Raw genomic sequence first — 16,872 nt, 5'->3', positions numbered from 1 at the left:
TTGCTTACTGTGTCTGGAGCACGTCCGCGGCCAGCTGGCCGGAACGGATCGCGCCCTCGATCGTGGCGGGCAGGCCGGTGGCAATCCAGTCGCCTGCCAGCACGAGATTGGTCCAGCGCGTTCGCACGGCCGGACGTTTCATTTCCTGCGACGGCACCGCCGCAAAACCCGCGCGCGGCTCGACCACGAGCTGCCACGCGGGCAGGGTGTCCGCGTTCGCGCCGCTCACGCGCGCGACGTCTTCCCAGATGCGCCGCGCGAGTTCGTCGCGCGGCATCTCGAGCCAGCGGCTCGCGTCCCGGATCGTCGCCGCGAGCGGGCCGCCGCCGGTACGCATCGCGTCGACCACGCCGTTGACGACGCTCGTCTGCAACGGGCTGCCGGCCGGCGCGTCGACCGCGAAATAGGCGGTCACGACCGCGCCGAACGTGTCGGGCGCGGTCAGATCCGGTACGAGCGGCTGCGCGACCTCGGGCGGCACGGCCAGCACGACCGCGTCGCCCGGCGCGAGATCGATGCGCTCGCCGCCGATCGCCACCGCGTCGAGCGCATTGCCGTGCGCGCCGAACTCGAGCGCGTCGAGCCGCGAGTTCAAGCGGATCTGCGCGCCGCCATGCTGCAGCATCCGCAGCGCCGGTTCGACGAACGCGCTGCCCAGCCCGTGACGCGCGACGAGCGGACGGCAGCCGGGGCCGCCCGCGGCGAACGCGCCGCACAGCGCCGCGCGCGCGAGCTCGGCGCTCGCGTGGCGCGGCTCGACGTTCAGCGCACCGAGAAAAAACGGCCTCAGCCAACGTTCCCACAGCACGCCGTCGCATCGCATCGTCTGTGCGAGCGAGCGGCCCATGCGCGCGAACGCGAGCGGCGCGAGCGCGAGGTAATCGAGCGGTGTCGTACCCGGCACGCGCGATGCCGCGTCGAACAGCCAGGACGGCCAGCGTCCGTTGCCGAAGCGCAGCGTCCAGCGCTGCTGCGACGCGACGTCGACCATCGCGAATTCAGACAGCGCGGGCCCCGCGAGCTGATCGGCCGCGCCGATCGCGCGCAGGTAGCGCTGCATCGCGGGTTGCCCCGCGAAAACCTGATGCAGCCCGCTGTCGAGCGTCGTGTTCAGCGTCCCGTCGAACCACGAGCGGCAGCGGCCGCCCGCGTGCGCATGCGCGTCGTGCAGCACGATGCGCCGCCCGCGGCGTTGCAGCTCGACGGCGGCCGACAGGCCCGCGAGTCCTGCACCGATCACGTGGACGGTTCTGGGCATCGGCTCAGAACAGCGCGTAGCGCGCGGCGATCATCAGCATGCGCGCCTTCGGCTTGCGCAGCGGCGCGCGCGGAGCGGCGAAGCCGCGCGCGATCGCGGCGTCGAGAATGCAGCGATACGCGCCCGACATGATGCGCGGCGCCTTCACCTGTGCGCGCGTGCAGGTGTCCATCACCGCGTCGGCCTGGCGGAAGTGCTCGATGGCGCGCTCGACGAGCGTCGCGCACACGCGCGGCAGCGCCGGATCGCGCACGATCGTCGCCGGATCGGTGATCGCGATGCCTTCGCGCGCGAGCAGTTCGCGCGGCAGGTAGCAGCGGTTGATTGCAGCGTCGTCGTCGATGTCGCGCAGGATGTTGGTCAGTTGCAGCGCGCGGCCGAGGTGGTGCGACAGCGTGATCCCTTCCGCTTCCGGGATCCCGAAAATCCTCACCGACAGACGGCCGGCCGCGCTCGCGACGCGATCGCAGAACAGGTCGAGGGTCGGCTCGTCGGGCGCGCAGATGTCTTCGGCGGCGTCCATCGCCATCCCGTCGATCATCGCGTGGAAGTCGTCGCGCTGCAGGTTGAACGCGCGGATCTCGCGCTCGAGCGCCACCAGATGACGCGGCGGCCGGCCGGCGAAGCATGCGTCGATGTCCGCGCGCCAGCGATCGAGGCCCGCGTTGCGCTCGGCGCGCGGCAGGTCGCTGTCGGCGATGTCGTCGACCGCGCGGCAGAACGCGTAGACCTGGAACATTGCGTCACGCTGCACGGCCGGCAGGATGCGCATTGCCAAATAGAAAGAACTGCCCGATGTGACGGCAGCGGCGTCGGTTTCTTGTTCGTCCACGACGAGATTGGAAACGGCCAAGACGAGCTCCACGGAGACCCCCACGCGGGGCGATTGAAGAAGCCATGCCCGGCTGGGTTGGTCAGGGCGTCAAATGCGTGCGAGATATGCGAACGATCGACGCAGACAGGCACAAATTACCGGCCGGAAGCCGGAATTGGCCGAAAGTATAGCAATCTTTGAACTTCGATGGCGGACCCGCGCCACGGCTGGAGCGCCGCCCTGGACCAGCGCCGGGCCGGCTGGGCGGGGCGCGGCGGCGAACGGCGTCGCGCCGCCCGTCAGCCGTAGACGATGTCGCGCTGCAGATCGAGCGCGATGAGCCCCATTTCCCGGGTCAGCTGCAGCATCGAGCGGCGTTCGAGGCGCGACCCCATGAAGCTGGTCACGTGCCCGTCGGACTCCGCCGTGAACTGGAACGACGGGCCGCCCGTGCCGAACCAGGCGCCCGGCACGTCGGGCGACTCGTGCCAGTCGATCTGTTCGAACACGCGCGCGATCCCCGCGCGCACCGCGTCGCTCGGCCCGATCGGCGGCGCGATGTCGCCCAGGTCGTCGAGCGAATAGGGGCCCGGCTTGTCCGGCTTCCGATAGAAGAGGTAGTCGACGTTCATGGGCGCAATCGTGAACAAAGCGTCAAATTAACGCGCTTCCATACAAAATCAAACCAGATCCGGACGAGATGTGGCCTGTACGAGACAAAAGGGCCCCATCGCGACACCCGGTGCGAATGCGCGCGGCATCGGTCGCCGCGTGGATGCTTGAACGCGCGCCGCATCGTCTAAGATGAACGTCTTTCTCAAAAAAGACCGACACCATGGAGACGAACGTTACCGCCACCCCGCAGTCCGGCCATCCCGTTTTCGTGCTCGTGCACGGCGCGTGGCACGGTGCGTGGTGCTACGCGCACGTCGCGGCCGCACTGGCCGCGCGCGGCTATCTGTCGATCGCGCGCGACCTGCCGGCGCACGGCATCAATGCGCGCTTTCCCGCGTCCTATCTCGAACGGCCGCTCGACAAGGACGCGTTCGGCGCCGAGCCGTCGCCGGTCGCGAACACGACGCTCGACGACTACGCGTCGCAGGTGATGCAGGCCGTCGACGACGCTTACGCGCTCGGCCACGGCAAGGTCGTCGTGGTCGGCCACAGCATGGGCGGCCTCGCGATCACGGCCGCGGCGGAGCGCGCGCCGGAGAAGATCGCGAAAGTCGTCTATCTCGCGGCGTTCATGCCCGCGTCCGGCGTGCCGGGCCTCGACTACGTGCGCGCACCGGAAAACAAGGGCGAGATGCTCGGCCCGCTGATGCTCGCGAGCCCGCGCGTCGCGGGTGCGCTGCGGATCGATCCGCGCAGCGGCGACGCCGCGTATCGCGAGACGGTCAAGCGCGCGCTGTACGACGACGTGCCGCAGGCCGACTTCGAAGCGGTGGCGAACCTGATGACCTGCGACGTACCGGCCGCACCGTTCGCGACAGCGATCCCGACGACCGCCGCGCGCTGGGGCGCGATCGACCGTCACTACATCAAGTGCCTGCAGGATCGCGTGATCCTGCCCGCGCTGCAGCAGCGCTTCATCGACGAAGCCGACGCGTTCGTGCCCGGCAACCCGACCCACGTGCACCAGCTCGACAGCAGCCACTCGCCGTTCGTGTCGCAGCCGGCGGTGCTGGCCGGCGTGCTGGCCGATATCGCGAAAAGCTGAGCGACGCGACCGCCGCCGCCGCCGTCACGAAGCGGCGGCGCGACGCTCACGCGTAGGCGATCGACCGGTCGCGCCCGAGCCGCTTCGCGCGATAGAGCGCGGTGTCGGCCTCGTTGACGAGCGCGTCGCTCGCGGGCGCGCCCGCCGTCGCGTAGGCGACGCCGACGCTCGCCGTCACCGGCACGCTGACGCCTTCCGCATCGACCGGCGTGCTGCCGATCGCATCGCGCACCTTGTCGGCCACCCGCATCGCGTCGTCGAGATTGGTACACGGCAGCAGCAGCGCGAATTCCTCGCCGCCGAAGCGGCCGAACGTGTCCTGTGAGCGCACGATCGACGCGACGCGGCGCGCCGTCTCGCGCAACACCGCATCGCCGACCGCGTGCCCGAACCGGTCGTTGATCGTCTTGAAGTGGTCGAGATCGAACAGCAGCACCGACAGGTCGCCGCCGTAGCGCTGCCAGCGCGCGAACTCGTCGCCGAGCCGCGCCTCGAAGAAACGCCGGTTCGCGATGCCGGTGAGGCCGTCGCGATTCGCGTGTTCGCGCAGCTTCGCAACCGCTTCCTCGCGCTCACGCTGCATCACGCTCACGTGCGTGACGTCCGAGATCGTCACGCACACGGCTTCGACTTCGCGGCCGCGCGTGAGCGGCATGAACGTGCAGTCCTGCTGCATGTAGTCGACGCCGCCCGTGATCGGCCGGTCGTGCTCGAAGCGAAACAGGTAAGGCCGCTGCTCCCACGAGCTGAACGCGAAACTGCCGAGCTGGAACACGCTCTCGAGCTTGCGTTCGAGCCATGCGCGCGGCAGGTCGGGGAAGCGGTCGAACAGGTTGCGGCCGATCACGTCGTCGGCTGCGATGCCGCTGTGGTCCTGCATGAAGCGATTCCACATCAGCACGGTCATCGAGCGATCGAGCACGAACAGGCCGAAGCCGACCCGCTCGATCACGAGGTCGCTCAGCGACGCAGCGGTGGTGGTGGTGGCGGCGGTCATAGCGCGGACAGCAACGCGTCGAGCGCGTCGCCCATCAACCGGATCGAATCCTCGGCCATCAGCATCACGAAATGTGCGCGAAACGCGCGATCCTCGAGCCCGAAGTTCACTTCGAGCAGCAGCGCGACATTCCAGGCGAGCGCGTTCGGCTGGAACACGTCGTCGAACGACACGTTCGCGCCGAGCAGCCCCGGCGGGAAGAACACGGGCTTGCGGCCGAGCTCGTCGAGGATCGACGCGACGCATGCGCTCATCAGCACGTTGGCGACGTCGAACACGAGCTCGTCCTGGGTCGCCATGCCGCCGTACACGCCGGCGCCGAACGTCCGATCCATCAGCGACATCAGCCGCGCGACGCCTGCGCTTCGGCACAGCACGAGCGCCTCGCCCTTGATGTCGGAACGAAATCCCTGGCGCACGGCCGTCACGTTGTCGTGAATGCCGGTCATCTCGCGCAGCGCGGCGCCCGCGTCGGCGGCCTTCACGACGCGCACGCGCGGTACCGACAGCTCGATGAAATGCCCGAGCAACAGCGCGAGGCGCGCCGCGGCGCGGCCCATCGCGAGGTTGGCGATTTCCTGCAACGCGTCGCGTTGCTCCGCCGTGAATACCGATTCAGGCATACAACCCATACTCCTTGAGAATGGGCAGCAATGCCTCCGACGTCACGGGCTTGGCAACGAATGCGATCGCGCCCAGCTCGCGCACGCGAGCTTGCGCCTGCGGCTGGATATCGGCGGATACCACGATCACGAACGTGTTCAGATCCTCGTGGCGCAGTGTCTCCAGAACCTGATAGCCCGTCATGTCGGGCATCGTCAGGTCCAGAAACATCACGGAAGCTTTGCCGTCACGATAGAGCGCCAGCGCCTCGCGACCATTCGCCGCATACGCGACGTCGACGTCCCAGTCTCCCGGCAGCGCCTTTGTCAGAAGTTTGCGAGCGAGCAAGGAATCGTCGGCAATCACAATCGGCAAAGGCATGGCGCGAAGCGGTATACGGAATGGTCTCTCTCGCGTTAACGGCCGCACGGCGCCTTTCTTGAGCCGTGATGCAATCAGGCGCGGGCACCGCCGTGCGGCCGCGCGCGGGCGCCGCGCACGAACACGCGACGCACCGCGCGCCAAATGCCGGCGGGCGCATATATCTGTCATAGGGAAAGCAACGCGCGATTCTCTGAGTAAATCGGGGCCGGTGCAACTCGCCATTTTCACCATTTCGGACAAAATCGATCCGATCGCCCGACATTCGGAAAACAGCCACGCCCGTTTTAAAGATAAGTACGCAGAATTTTTCTTTGTGTACGTTTGCGCTGCCGGATTCGTCGCGTTTTCAATCTTTCATTTGCACCCTGTAGGAACCGACAGGTCCAGTATGCGTGCTGCGACACAGTGGGCGCGCGCAAGTCGTTTATGATTGCATGCAACTTTGCTTTACCCGCTTCCTTTGATGACGTCCCAACGGCCTGCCGACTCCCGCACATCCGCCTCTGCGCCCACCGACGACTGGCACGACGACGGCAGCTATGCATCCGGTGCACCCGAGCACGATTTCGCGGTCCGGCGGGTCACGCTGATCGTGCTGCTCGTCGCGGCGATCGTGCTGCCGTGCATCTACGTGTCGGTCATGGCGTACAACGACCTGAAGGCGCGCGAAGCCGCGGCGAGCGACGTGACGATGCGCACCGTGCGCGTCGCCGAGGAGCACGCGCTCAAGGTGTTCGACCTGACCGAAAGCCTCGATGCGCGCATCGTCGACCTCGTGCAGGACATGGACGACGCCACCGTGCGCCACGAGGAGTCCGACATTCACGATGCGCTGAACACGATCGGCGGCGGCTATCCGCAGGTCGCGGCCGTCTCGATCTTCGGCGCGAGCGGGATGCTGCTCGCGAACAGCCTGTACTATCCGGCGCCGTATGCGTCGATCGCGAACCGCGACGATTTCGCCGGCATCCGCGACGGCAAGGTGATCGAACACATCTCGCGGCTGATGATGGGGCCGCTCAAGCTCGAGAACATCCCCGTGTTCAACACCGGCGTCGCGCGACGCCACACCGACGGTTCGTTCGCCGGAATGGTGTCGATCGCGCTGAAGTCGTCGTATTTCAACGCGTTCTACCGCGACCTGCTCGGCGGTGCGAGCACGCCGATGACGATGGCGCTCGCGCGCTCCGACGGCGCGGTGATCGCGTCGTACCCGCCGCCGCCGGTGCTCGCGCACACCGACCTTCGCGCGACCTTCGGCAACCCGCGCAGTGACCCGCGGGCGGGCGTGGTGCGCGTGCGCCGTGACGGCAGCAGCGAGATCGTCGCGTACCGCCAGGTCGGCAGCTATCCCGTGTACGTGACCTGCGCATACCGCACCTCGGCAATCTGGCGCGAATGGTACGAACACCTGAGCGTGCTGTTCATCTCGATGTTCGCGCCGTCGATCGCGCTATGGTCGGTGATCTGGCTGTCGCTGAAGCGGCTGAAGGCGGAAGAGCAGGCGTGGGACCGCTGGCAGGCGGAAGCGTCGATGCGGCGCTCGATCGAATCGGCGTACCGGCAGTCGCGCAAGATGCAGGCGCTCGGCAATCTGGTCGGCAGCGTCGCGCACGACTTCAACAACCTGCTGATGATCATCTCGAGCAACGTGCAGATCGTGCGGCGCCGCGGCGTCCAGCATCTCGACAAGGAGCTCGGCGCGATCGAACGCGCGCTGAAGAACGGCCAGTCGCTCACGCGCCAGCTCCTCGGCGTCGCACGCAAGCAGCCGCTGCACAACGAGACGATCGACGTCGGTCAATGGCTCGGCACGTGCCGCGAACTGCTGAAGACGTCGCTCAGTTCGAAGTCGTTGCTGGTCGTCGCGATCGAGCCCGGCGTCTGGCCGATCCGCGTCGACGTCGCGGAGCTCGAGCTCGCCGTGATCAACCTCGCGGTCAACGCGCGCGATGCGATGGTGACCGGTGGACGCTTCACGGTCGGCGCGCGCAACGTCACGCTGCGCCGTGAGGACGGCTTTCCGCTGACCGGCGATTTCGTGCAGATCTCGCTCGACGATACGGGTTCGGGCATGGCGCCCGACGTGCTCGCGCGGGCGTTCGAGCCGCTGTTCACGACGAAGGGGCAGGGGATGGGAACGGGGCTCGGGTTGCCGCAGGTGTTCGCGTTCTGCGAACGTTCCGGCGGCCTGGCGACGATCGACAGCGCGGTTGGCGCCGGGACGTCGGTACGCCTGTACCTGCCGCGCGCGCGCATCGAGGACATCGTCGCGCGGCCGCAGCCCGTCGCTCACGATAGCAGCGCGCTCGCCGGGCTGCACGTGCTGCTCGTGGAAGACAACGGCGAAGTCGCCGCCGGCACCGAAGCGCTGCTCACGCTGCTCGGGCACCGCGTGACCTATGCGCCCACCGCCGACGACGCGTTGCGCCTGATCGAAGGCGCGGCCGCGAACGATGCGTTCGACCTCGTGATCTCCGATATCCACATGCCGGGCCGGCTGAACGGCATCGATCTCGCCGAGGCCATCGACAAGCGGCCGGGGAAGCTGCCCGTGATCCTGGTCACCGGTTATGCGGAAGAACTCGACCGCACGCGCACCGTCAACGTGCGCGTGCTGTCGAAGCCGTTCGACATCGCGCTGCTCGACGAGATCCTGCTCGGGATTCGCGAAGCGCGCGATGCGCGGCATACCGGCACCTGAACCGCGGCGCGCGAGTCAGGCACCGGCAGCGTGAAGGAGGCGGTGCTCAGGCCGCCTTCAGCAAGCGGACCCAGCCGACGTAGCGATCGACGAAGCCCTGCAGGAACTTGCGCGTGTCCTCGCTGACGATCTGGCCTTGATCGTCGATGCGGGCCGGGTCGTGCTTGATGAACATTTCGGGCTGGCCGAGCGTCTTCACATCGAGATACGCGAGCACGTTGCGCAGGTGCTGTTGCGCGAGCGCCGTGCCCACCGCGCCCGGCGACGTGCCGAGCACCGCAGCCGGCTTGCCCGACCACGAGTTGTGGCCCCACGGACGCGAGCCCCAATCCAGCGCATTCTTCAGCACGCCCGGAATCGACCGGTTGTACTCCGGCGTGACGAACAGCAGCGCATCCGCGGCTTCGATCGACTGCTTGAAGCGCTGCGCGACTTCCGGAAAGTCGGCGTCGTAGTCTTGGCTGTACAGCGGCAGTTCGCCGATCTCGACGAATTCGAACGAGAAGTCGGCGGGGGCGAGCGAAACCACGGCATGCGCGAGCGCGCGGTTCCAGGAACCGCGGCGCAGGCTGCCGACGACGACCGCTACACGATAGGGCATGGCATTCTCCTTCCGGTGAGTGAGGAATCGGATCGATTGATGCTGGACAGACGACAAAGGTCTGTTTATAGGCAAGCCAGCCCGCGAGCCGTCCCACGGGGCGACTGGGCCGACTTTCCACAAGGTTTTCCACAGAAATTGTGGATAACTTGGTCATTATCGTCTGATGTTACAAATCGGCCGCGTCGCGACTTCGCTGCACGCGACGCTGGGTTCCGGCAAGCATAGCGCAGCGCACCGGCCGCGTTCGTGAATTCGCGACGGAACATGCGTTGCGGGCCGACGTGGCGCCCAGTAAGCTGCTCGCACTGCGACGCGCCCGCCCGGTGGCGTATTCGCGCTCGCTTCGTGAGGCTTCCGACCCGCCATGCCGTCCGCGTACGACGACCCTGCTTATCTGGCCCAACTGCGGCATGACCTGCTGCGCTTCGCGCGACTTCAGCTCCGCGACGCCGACGCGGCCGAAGATGCCGTGCAGGAAGCACTGACCGCCGCGTGGTCGCACGCCGGGGAATTTGCGGGACGGTCCGCGCACAAGACCTGGGTGTTCGGCATCCTGCGCAACAAGCTGATCGACGTCCTGCGCGCACGGCAGCGGATGGTGAGCCTGTCCGCGCTCGATGCCGAACTCGATGGCGAAGCTGTGCTCGATCGCGAATTGTTCAAGGAAAACGGGCACTGGGCCGCGCATACGAAGCCGCGACCGTGGCCGCGCCCCGAGACGCTGTTGCAGCAACAGCAGTTCTGGACGCTGTTCCAGGTCTGCCTCGACCATCTTCCCGAGCAAATCGGACGCGTGTTCATGATGCGCGAATTCCTCGATGTCGCGGTCGACGACATCTGCAGCGAACTGACGTTGACGACCAATCATTGCAGCGTGCTGCTGTACCGGGCGCGCACGCGCCTGCGCACCTGCCTCAGCGAAAAAGGACTGACGACCGAAGATGCTGCCGGGGAAATGTACTGACGTGACGCGACTGCTGTCGGATGCGCTCGACCGGCGTTTGACGCCGCACGAGCGGATGCAGGTGCGTGTGCATTTGCCGATTTGTAGCGGATGCAGGGCTTATCGCGGACAGATCGGGATGCTGAGGGCTGCTGCGCAGGCGGCGGCGGGAAGGGAGGGGGAGGACACGGCGGGGGGTGGTTAGAGGGGGGATGTCGTTGCGGCCGGTGATGTGGGGGGCGTTGACGATGGTGGTGTTGCTGTTGGTGTTGGTGTGGTGATCGCTGCTTTTACGCTGCTGGTGTGATTTGCACGGCATGCGGTGATGTGGGCTGCGGTGATGTGGGCTGCGGTGATGTGGGCTGCGTGATGTGGGCTGCGTGATGTGGGCTGCGTGATGTGGGCTGCGTGATGTGGGCTGCGTGATGTGGGCTGCGTGGCGTGGGCTGCGTGGGCTGCGTGGCGTGGGCTGCGTGGCGTGGCTGCGTGATGTGGGCGGTGGCGGCGGTCTGCGAATGTACTCGGGTAATCGGTTGCGCTCGGCCGTTGTATCTGTGCGTTGTTTTGCTGGCGGCTGCGGTTTCCGTGCGGCGGGAAGGACGGTATGGAGAGGTGTCGGCGGTGCGCGATTTGGCCCGCCGACCCGGTGCGCTTTCCAAGCGTCGTGTCGCTGGTGTCGCTGCGCGGTAGTCGCGGAGAGCGATCTTCCCAATCAACCCGGTGCTCGTGCGCCGGGCTGATGTGACCAGAAAAATACGGCGAACAATAATTATTCGAACAGTGTGCGCACCGATTCAGGCGGTCGCCCGATGGCGGCCTTGCCTCGATACACGACGATCGGACGCTGCAGCAGAATCGGATGAGCGGCAATCGCTTCGTATGCCTGGGCATCGGTGAGATCCGCGCGAGCCAGATCCAGCGTCTTGTACGGCTCCTCGCCATCGCGAAGCATATCGCGCACCGGACGGCCCAGCTGACGATGCAGCACTGCAAGTTCCTCGACGGTCGGCGGCGTCTTCAGGTACTCGACTACGTTCACTTGGGTGCCGGTCGTGTTCAGTGTATCTACGAGCGCGAGAGTCTCGCGTGACTTCGAGCATCGGGGGTTGTGATAGATCGTGATCATCTTTCAGGCCTGGATGGTAGAGGTCAGTATTGTAGCCAGTCTGATTGCGGGTATTTCGGCGGCTCGGGGCAGCGACGAAATTGCGAGCGTGTTGGATTCGGCGAGGCGGGAACGAGATTGCGAGGGGGGTAGATCCGGCGGGCGGAGGAGTATGTCGCCGGAACACGTCCGAGCGAAGGTGGTTGAAACGTTTATGCGCATAAAGCGTGTTGCGCCGTCGAGCATCACGACGCTCGCGGCCGGAGAAGCGACTTGGCCAACAATGGCCACCCGGTGACGTACCGAGCGCAGCAAAGCGGACAGGTTCGCGAACGCATCTGGCGAATCTGTCCGCATTTTTGTGGGTGAGGGGATTAAACGACGCGTTATCCACACGCCTGCGTGAATCGTTCACCGAACAGGATAGCGAACTGGTTCATCGCTGATTTCCAGTCGCACGCAGCCCGCACGGTATGGCAGGGCGGCGGTGCACCTGACGGATACGGTCACCGGCCAGCATCGTGTCGATGCATGACGATGGCCGAACCTGTCCGCATTTTTGTGGGTGAGGCGGTTGAACAACAGGTTATCTACGAGCCTGCATAAATCGCTCGCCGAACAGGATAGCAAACTGGTTCATCGCCGATTTCCAGTCGAACGCGGCGCGCACGGTCTTGGCAGGCCTGCGGCACACCTGACGGATACGGCCACCGGCCAGCATCGAGTCGATGCATGACGATGGCCGAGCGCGCCGCCTCATTGAATTTATGCGCATAAAGCTCCGCGCATGCGAGCAGGTCTAGTGGCCATCTCTCCGCTCGGCCTGCACTTGCGTCCTGCAGCAGTCAGCGGGGCAGGGCTCGATAGCATTCCGAGCGGCAACGCTCGTCGCCCCATGTACTCGTCGTCAGCCCGTTGCAATCGCCATCTTCGACGCGTTTATGCGCATAAACACCGAGGGGACCTATACGCAGCGGCCGCGCTATCCCGAGCGTCCCGAGCGTTCCGAGCGTTCCGAGCGTTCCGAGCGTTCCGAGCGTTCCGAGCGTTCCGAGCGTTCCGAGCGTTCCGAGCGTTCCGAGCATCCCGAGCATCCCGAGCATCCCGAGCATCCCGAGCATCCCGAGCATCCCGAGCATCCCGAGCATCCCGAGCAATTCGGCAGTCCACGAGAGAGGACGCACCTGTCCAGGCGAAGGTCGAACGCTGCTCCCACCGGCGAATAGCCGCCGCACGCTCCGAAGTTTATGCGCACAAACTCCCCCCTCGAAGGAAGCAGACCTCCTGAACAAGCGAGAGGGCAGGTGCCTCCACATCGCAGCGAGCGACTGGCATCTGCGACATGAAATCGACCCGTCTGCCGATCCACTATCCAGCCACTCATCGATCGTCCCTAGCCGCACAACTGCGGCGCCTCAGCCACTCGATATTGGCCGTCTCGTTTATGCGCATAAACCGATAGCCCGAATGGCTAACGCGTAGTTGGTGAACGACAATTTCATTGAAATATAAATATCGTCCTGTAGAATTCCAACGACCAAAAACAGGAGTGGAAATTGGCCGCAGAAATCATTGCAGTCACTCAACAAAAAGGTGGCGTCGGCAAAAGCACGATTGCCATGCACCTCGGCGCGGCATTCCACGAGAAAGGGAAGCGCGTCCTCGTCATCGACGCTGACGGTCAAAACACACTGATTCACTGGTCGAGCGCGTCTGGCGACAGCGACGCCGGCATTCCTTTCCCGGTCGTCAACCTTGCCGAAGCCGGCGGCCAGATCCATCGCGAGATCAAGAAGTTCATCAACGACTACGACATCATCGTCGTCGATTGCCCGCCGTCGATCACCGAGAAAGTATCGGGCGTCGTGCTGCTGGCCGCGTCGATTGCCGTGATCCCGACTTCGTCGTCGCCGGCCGATTACTGGTCGAGCGTCGGGTTGGTCAAGCTGATCCAGCAGGCGCAAGTGATGAATGAAGACCTCCGCGCCGTGTTCCTGCTGAACAAGACCGAAGAGAAACGGATGCTGACGCGCGAGCTCAAGCGCGCACTCGAGGATCTCGGCTTCCCGCTGTTGAAAACGCAAATCCCGACCCGGGAAGCGTACAAGCAGGCGATGGCGCTCGGTCAGACCGTGCTGCAGATGAACGATCGCGGCGCCAAGCTGGCCGCTGCGGAAATTCGCGCATGTGCCGACGAAATCGTCGCCATGCTGCCCTGACTTTATGCGCATAAAGGAGTCACATGAAGCCCTCCCAATTTGCAAAAGGATTCCAAGCGCGCCCGGATATCACGACGAGCGAGAAGCGCACTGCGCTTGACCGCCTGAATGCCATCGACGGCATCGTCAAGTCCGAGACGGCCACGCCGGCCCCGACGAAGTCCGCGAAAAAGGACATCGCGCCGCCGCCCGTGCCGGAAGTCCTGCTCGATCCGTCGACCGACGAGTCGGCGCAATATCGCGCGTGGCGTCTCGAGAACCGCTATGCACCTGGCCAGGTGATCGAGCTGCCGCTGAAGACGATCAAGCATAGCCCGTTCAACCCGCGGCACTTCTATCTGAAATCGTCGATCGCCGAGCTCGCGGTCAACCTCGCGAAGCAAGGGCAACAGCAGGCGATTCACGTGATTCCGGACTACGACAATCCGGGCACATATTTCGTCAGCGACGGCGGCCGCCGCGTACGCGCACTGAAGGAAGCGAACAAGGAATCGGTGAAGGCGATCGTCATCGACGTGCCGATCGGTATCCAGAGCTACAAGCTCGGGTACGACCTGAACGTGCAACGCGATTCGCAGACGGTCTTCGATAACGCCGTCGTGTGGCGCCGGTTCCTCGACGACAAACATTTCCAGAGCCAGAAGGAGCTGTCCGAACATCTTGGCCTCGACGAGTCGACGGTCGCCGTTGCGCTGTCGATCGGCAAGCTGCCGGAAGCGGTCATGCAGGAGATGGTCGCGCGTCCCGATCGCTTCGGTTCGAACATGGCGTATCAGGTCGGCCGTTATCACAATGCGCGCGGCACCGAGGCCACGCTGCGACTGATCAACAAGATCGTGTCGGACGACCTCAGCACGCGTCAGGTGTCGGACATCGTCAAGGGCCGTGTCGCGGCACAAGAGACGCCGAAGCCGGCGGGGCGGCAGCGCTATGCGCAACGTCTCGAGATCAAGCTCGGCGGCAAGTCGGTCGGCGACCTGAAGTCGTATGGCGAAGACCGCATCGAACTGCGCCTGCGCGGGCTTCCGAAGGAAAAGCGCGACGCGATCCTCGAGCAGCTCGAACGGATGCTGTTGTCGGAGTGACGGAAGCGGCCGGTGCGGCCTGGAGATCCGCCGGACCCGCCGCTTAGGCGGCGGCCGGCGGGCGGCCCGTCAGTGGGCCTGAGCGGGCCTCAGGCGGCCCGCGATTGATTCAGGGTGAACGACAGCAGGTCGCCGTCGGTCGGCTCGCCCCAGGTCTTCTGGGCCAGCCAGTCGAAAAATGCCGTCTCGGCCAGCTTGGACTCGAGGCCGCGCTTGCGCCAGTCGTCACGCAGGTGCGAGCCCATCGTCGGCAACACCTCCGACTCGAACGACTCGAGCGCCACTTCGCGCTCGGCGTCGCCCTGCTCCTCGTAGAGCACCTTCGCTTCCTTGCGGCGGAACGCCGCGAATTCGCTCAGCAGACGCGCTTTCAAATCGTCCGGCTGCGGCGCGACGACCTTCGCCGACGGCGTGCCGGCCGGCAGCGCATCGACGGACTCCACCGGCGGCGCATAACCCTTCTTCAGCGCATCCTTGAACAACGCCGGCGCGCTGCGCACCGGCGGCAGCGTCGTGCTGCGCATCCGCTGCTCGGTCATCTGCAGCGCCGCGCGGATCCGGTTTTCCTCGCTGTCCGCGTAGAGCGTCTGCGCTTCCTTGAGCGGGATCCCGAGCTTCACCATCCGGTCGACCAGCGTGCTGTCGAACACGTTCGGATGCTCGTCGAGCGCGAGCATCGGCTGCTTGCGTTCGGTCACGCGGAACTGGATCTCCGCGACCCGCCGCCCTTCACGATGCTCGATCAGCTCGACGAAGATGTTGGTGACTGCGTTGACCTCGGCGATCGCCGGGCGCAGATAGTCGCGCTTGAAGTACTTGTACTCGCGCTTCGCCTCGTCGCCGGCTTCAGTATCCGGCGTGCCCGACAGAATCGGACGCCACCATTCCCACGGTTCGCGCATCGTCAGATGGCTTGGGTTCGTCAGATAGCGCACGCAGATTTCGTACAGCGCGAGACCCGCGCTGCTGCGCAGCTGGCTCTGGAACTGCAGGCTCAGGCGCGCGTATTGCACCGGGTCCAGCAGCTTCTTCTTGATCTTCGGTGCGAACGAGAATTCGACCCACACGCGGCGGGTGGCCGGATCCTCGAGAATTTCGGCATCGGCAATCAGCGTCGAAATGCCCCACTTGCGGCCCGGCTTCTGGCTCGACGTGCCCGTGCTCCATTCGACCTGGACCGACACCATGCGGCGCAGGTGTTCCTTCACCAGTGCGGTGTCGTTCGAATCGAAGGCGGAGTTGGCGACGATGTCCGACAGCAGCGCGCGATAGGTATCGCCCGAGTCGTCGGCCTGCTGCGCGACGGCGAGCAGGACGTTGAACAGCTTGCGGGTAAGGAGCGTGATCTTGCCGCTCTTCGGCTGAATTGCGATCGCCTCGACGGCCTTACGCAATTCGGCTGAACTGGCACTCACCACATCCACATCGGTTTTCTTGGCGCGCTTCGTGGCCATGCGTCGGGTCGGAGGAGAAGTTTCCCGGAAGGATAGCGCCTGTGGTGATGTGCGTCCAGAACGACATACTCACCATAGCCGGTGAAGCGCGCGTGCAAAGCGGCACTCACCCCAACGGCCTCCCGAAAACGCTCACCGGTCCGAAATCCGGGCGTTCCGGACTCTTCCAGACGTGTCGCGGGATGCGCCGGTTCACAGATTTTTGCCTGTGCGCGACACGTGCGGAACCGGCTCCCGTATCACCTCACCTTTAGATTTGTCGTAATTTTACGACTCCTCCGACGTGCATCGGTCACAGCGTCTCCGCTGCATCGCACGGCATCGCTGCGAGGGCCCTGTGCAGGCCTGTATGCATGTACAGGCGCGGCTGGCCGGCGGATCGCGATCACGCGCGGCATACGGAAACACAACCCGAAAAGCGGCTCCGGAGCGTGAAGCGGGTCCGCTTCACAGGCCCGGGCGCGCATTGTACAGCGCACAGAATACGTTCGGTCCCGAAAATCCTCACCCAAGCGAACCGTAATCCTGTGACCCGCTCGTCGACGAATCCCCGACACGCGCGGGACTAGCCGGCAAGACCTCCCGAAAAGCCTCACCTTATTGAAAAAAACGGCGCTGCAACGGACGCAAAAGCGACTCCCGAAAAATCTCACCGTAACTGGCGCGGTATCAAAAATCTCAATCGCATCCGATACTTAGGCGCAACTGGCGTTCGGCTGCATTGGACGATCTCCCCCCGAAAAGCCTCACCTTTCCGGCCTCGAAGCGAGTGCGACAGCTGTGTGCCGACTCCTGAAAAACCTCACCTGTGCCAAAAAGTGGCACAGCGAAAATCGGATTTCGGCCAGTCCTGGCGGGCTTTTCAGCGAATTACTCGGGTCACAGGTCCTGAAAAGGCTCACCTTTGACCAATTTCCGGGCAAATTGGACTCCCGAAAATCCTCACCTGTGAGCATGATCTCCGGCTGTGATCTAGCTCCCG

Annotated in this window: 16 protein-coding genes; 6 read left to right on the top strand and 10 right to left on the bottom strand. The window is 65.1% G+C overall.

Going from position 1 to position 16,872, the window contains the following annotated elements:
• Positions 1-4: 4 nt before the first annotated feature.
• The 3 genes from hpnE to O1Q03_RS10195 form a co-directional block, all read right to left on the bottom strand.
• A complete protein-coding gene (gene hpnE / locus O1Q03_RS10205) occupies positions 5-1,258 on the bottom strand; it encodes a hydroxysqualene dehydroxylase HpnE (RefSeq protein ID WP_269503169.1) in 1,254 nt (417 codons plus the stop codon).
• A gap of 4 nt (positions 1,259-1,262) precedes the next feature.
• A complete protein-coding gene (gene hpnD, locus O1Q03_RS10200; RefSeq protein WP_096508799.1) occupies positions 1,263-2,111 on the bottom strand; it encodes a presqualene diphosphate synthase HpnD in 849 nt (282 codons plus the stop codon).
• A 260-nt stretch (positions 2,112-2,371) separates the two neighbouring features.
• Complete coding sequence (locus tag O1Q03_RS10195) at positions 2,372-2,704, bottom strand: hypothetical protein (protein ID WP_269503167.1); 333 nt, start codon at positions 2,702-2,704, stop codon at positions 2,372-2,374.
• A gap of 203 nt (positions 2,705-2,907) precedes the next feature.
• Here O1Q03_RS10195 and O1Q03_RS10190 point away from each other — a divergent pair, with 203 nt between their 5' ends.
• Complete coding sequence (locus O1Q03_RS10190) at positions 2,908-3,792, top strand: alpha/beta fold hydrolase (protein WP_269503166.1); 885 nt, start codon at positions 2,908-2,910, stop codon at positions 3,790-3,792.
• A 46-nt stretch (positions 3,793-3,838) separates the two neighbouring features.
• On the opposite strand, the gene O1Q03_RS10185 is transcribed toward O1Q03_RS10190, so the two are convergent.
• From O1Q03_RS10185 to O1Q03_RS10175, 3 genes are read right to left on the bottom strand one after another with little or no spacing between them, the layout of a single operon-like run.
• On the bottom strand, positions 3,839-4,789 hold the full coding sequence (locus O1Q03_RS10185; RefSeq protein WP_269503164.1) for a sensor domain-containing diguanylate cyclase: 951 nt from the start codon (positions 4,787-4,789) through the stop codon (positions 3,839-3,841).
• A complete protein-coding gene (locus O1Q03_RS10180; RefSeq protein WP_269503163.1) occupies positions 4,786-5,412 on the bottom strand; it encodes a chemotaxis protein CheC in 627 nt (208 codons plus the stop codon). Before O1Q03_RS10180 ends, O1Q03_RS10185 begins: the two co-directional genes overlap by 4 nt.
• Positions 5,405-5,773 carry a response regulator gene (locus O1Q03_RS10175; RefSeq protein ID WP_269503162.1) on the bottom strand — a complete coding sequence of 123 codons (369 nt, stop codon included), beginning with the start codon at positions 5,771-5,773 and terminating at the stop codon, positions 5,405-5,407. The genes O1Q03_RS10180 and O1Q03_RS10175 overlap by 8 nt, the downstream gene beginning before the upstream one ends.
• A gap of 466 nt (positions 5,774-6,239) precedes the next feature.
• Between O1Q03_RS10175 and O1Q03_RS10170 the strand changes: the two genes are divergently transcribed.
• Entirely contained in the window at positions 6,240-8,480 is a 2,241-nt protein-coding gene (locus tag O1Q03_RS10170; RefSeq protein WP_269503161.1) for a hybrid sensor histidine kinase/response regulator, read from the top strand.
• A gap of 46 nt (positions 8,481-8,526) precedes the next feature.
• Here the strand turns inward: O1Q03_RS10170 and O1Q03_RS10165 are convergent, their stop codons facing one another.
• Positions 8,527-9,081, bottom strand: a complete 555-nt coding sequence (locus O1Q03_RS10165) for an NADPH-dependent FMN reductase (protein WP_269503160.1) — start codon at positions 9,079-9,081, stop codon at positions 8,527-8,529.
• Between the two features lie 367 nt (positions 9,082-9,448).
• Between O1Q03_RS10165 and O1Q03_RS10160 the strand changes: the two genes are divergently transcribed.
• The gene (locus O1Q03_RS10160; RefSeq protein WP_269503159.1) at positions 9,449-10,048 is read left to right on the top strand and encodes an RNA polymerase factor sigma-70; all 600 of its coding nucleotides are present in this window, start codon (positions 9,449-9,451) and stop codon (positions 10,046-10,048) included.
• Positions 10,026-10,232: a zf-HC2 domain-containing protein gene (locus O1Q03_RS10155; RefSeq protein WP_269503158.1), complete on the top strand. Its 207-nt coding sequence runs from the start codon at positions 10,026-10,028 to the stop codon at positions 10,230-10,232. The genes O1Q03_RS10160 and O1Q03_RS10155 overlap by 23 nt, the downstream gene beginning before the upstream one ends.
• Before the next feature lie 564 nt (positions 10,233-10,796).
• Here the strand turns inward: O1Q03_RS10155 and arsC are convergent.
• Both arsC and O1Q03_RS10145 read right to left on the bottom strand, forming a co-directional pair.
• Entirely contained in the window at positions 10,797-11,153 is a 357-nt protein-coding gene (gene arsC / locus O1Q03_RS10150; RefSeq protein WP_269503157.1) for an arsenate reductase (glutaredoxin), read from the bottom strand.
• Positions 11,154-11,977: 824 nt separating this feature from the next.
• Positions 11,978-12,289, bottom strand: coding sequence for a hypothetical protein (locus O1Q03_RS10145; RefSeq protein ID WP_269503156.1), 312 nt, complete (start codon positions 12,287-12,289; stop codon positions 11,978-11,980).
• A gap of 399 nt (positions 12,290-12,688) precedes the next feature.
• On the opposite strand from O1Q03_RS10145, the gene parA reads away from it, so the two are divergent.
• Positions 12,689-13,351, top strand: a complete 663-nt coding sequence (parA, locus tag O1Q03_RS10140; protein ID WP_269503155.1) for a ParA family partition ATPase — start codon at positions 12,689-12,691, stop codon at positions 13,349-13,351.
• 23 nt (positions 13,352-13,374) lie between these two features.
• Positions 13,375-14,436: a ParB/RepB/Spo0J family partition protein gene (locus O1Q03_RS10135; RefSeq protein ID WP_175691088.1), complete on the top strand. Its 1,062-nt coding sequence runs from the start codon at positions 13,375-13,377 to the stop codon at positions 14,434-14,436.
• 89 nt (positions 14,437-14,525) lie between these two features.
• Here O1Q03_RS10135 and O1Q03_RS10130 read toward each other — a convergent pair whose 3' ends face one another.
• Positions 14,526-15,890 carry a replication initiation protein gene (locus O1Q03_RS10130; RefSeq protein WP_269503154.1) on the bottom strand — a complete coding sequence of 455 codons (1,365 nt, stop codon included), beginning with the start codon at positions 15,888-15,890 and terminating at the stop codon, positions 14,526-14,528.
• Positions 15,891-16,872 lie beyond the last annotated feature (982 nt).

Source organism: Burkholderia sp. IMCC1007 (assembly GCF_027257875.1).
GTDB lineage: Bacteria > Pseudomonadota > Gammaproteobacteria > Burkholderiales > Burkholderiaceae > Burkholderia.
Note: the sequence above shows the minus strand (reverse complement) of the source record. Positions and strands in the feature narration are given on the sequence as shown.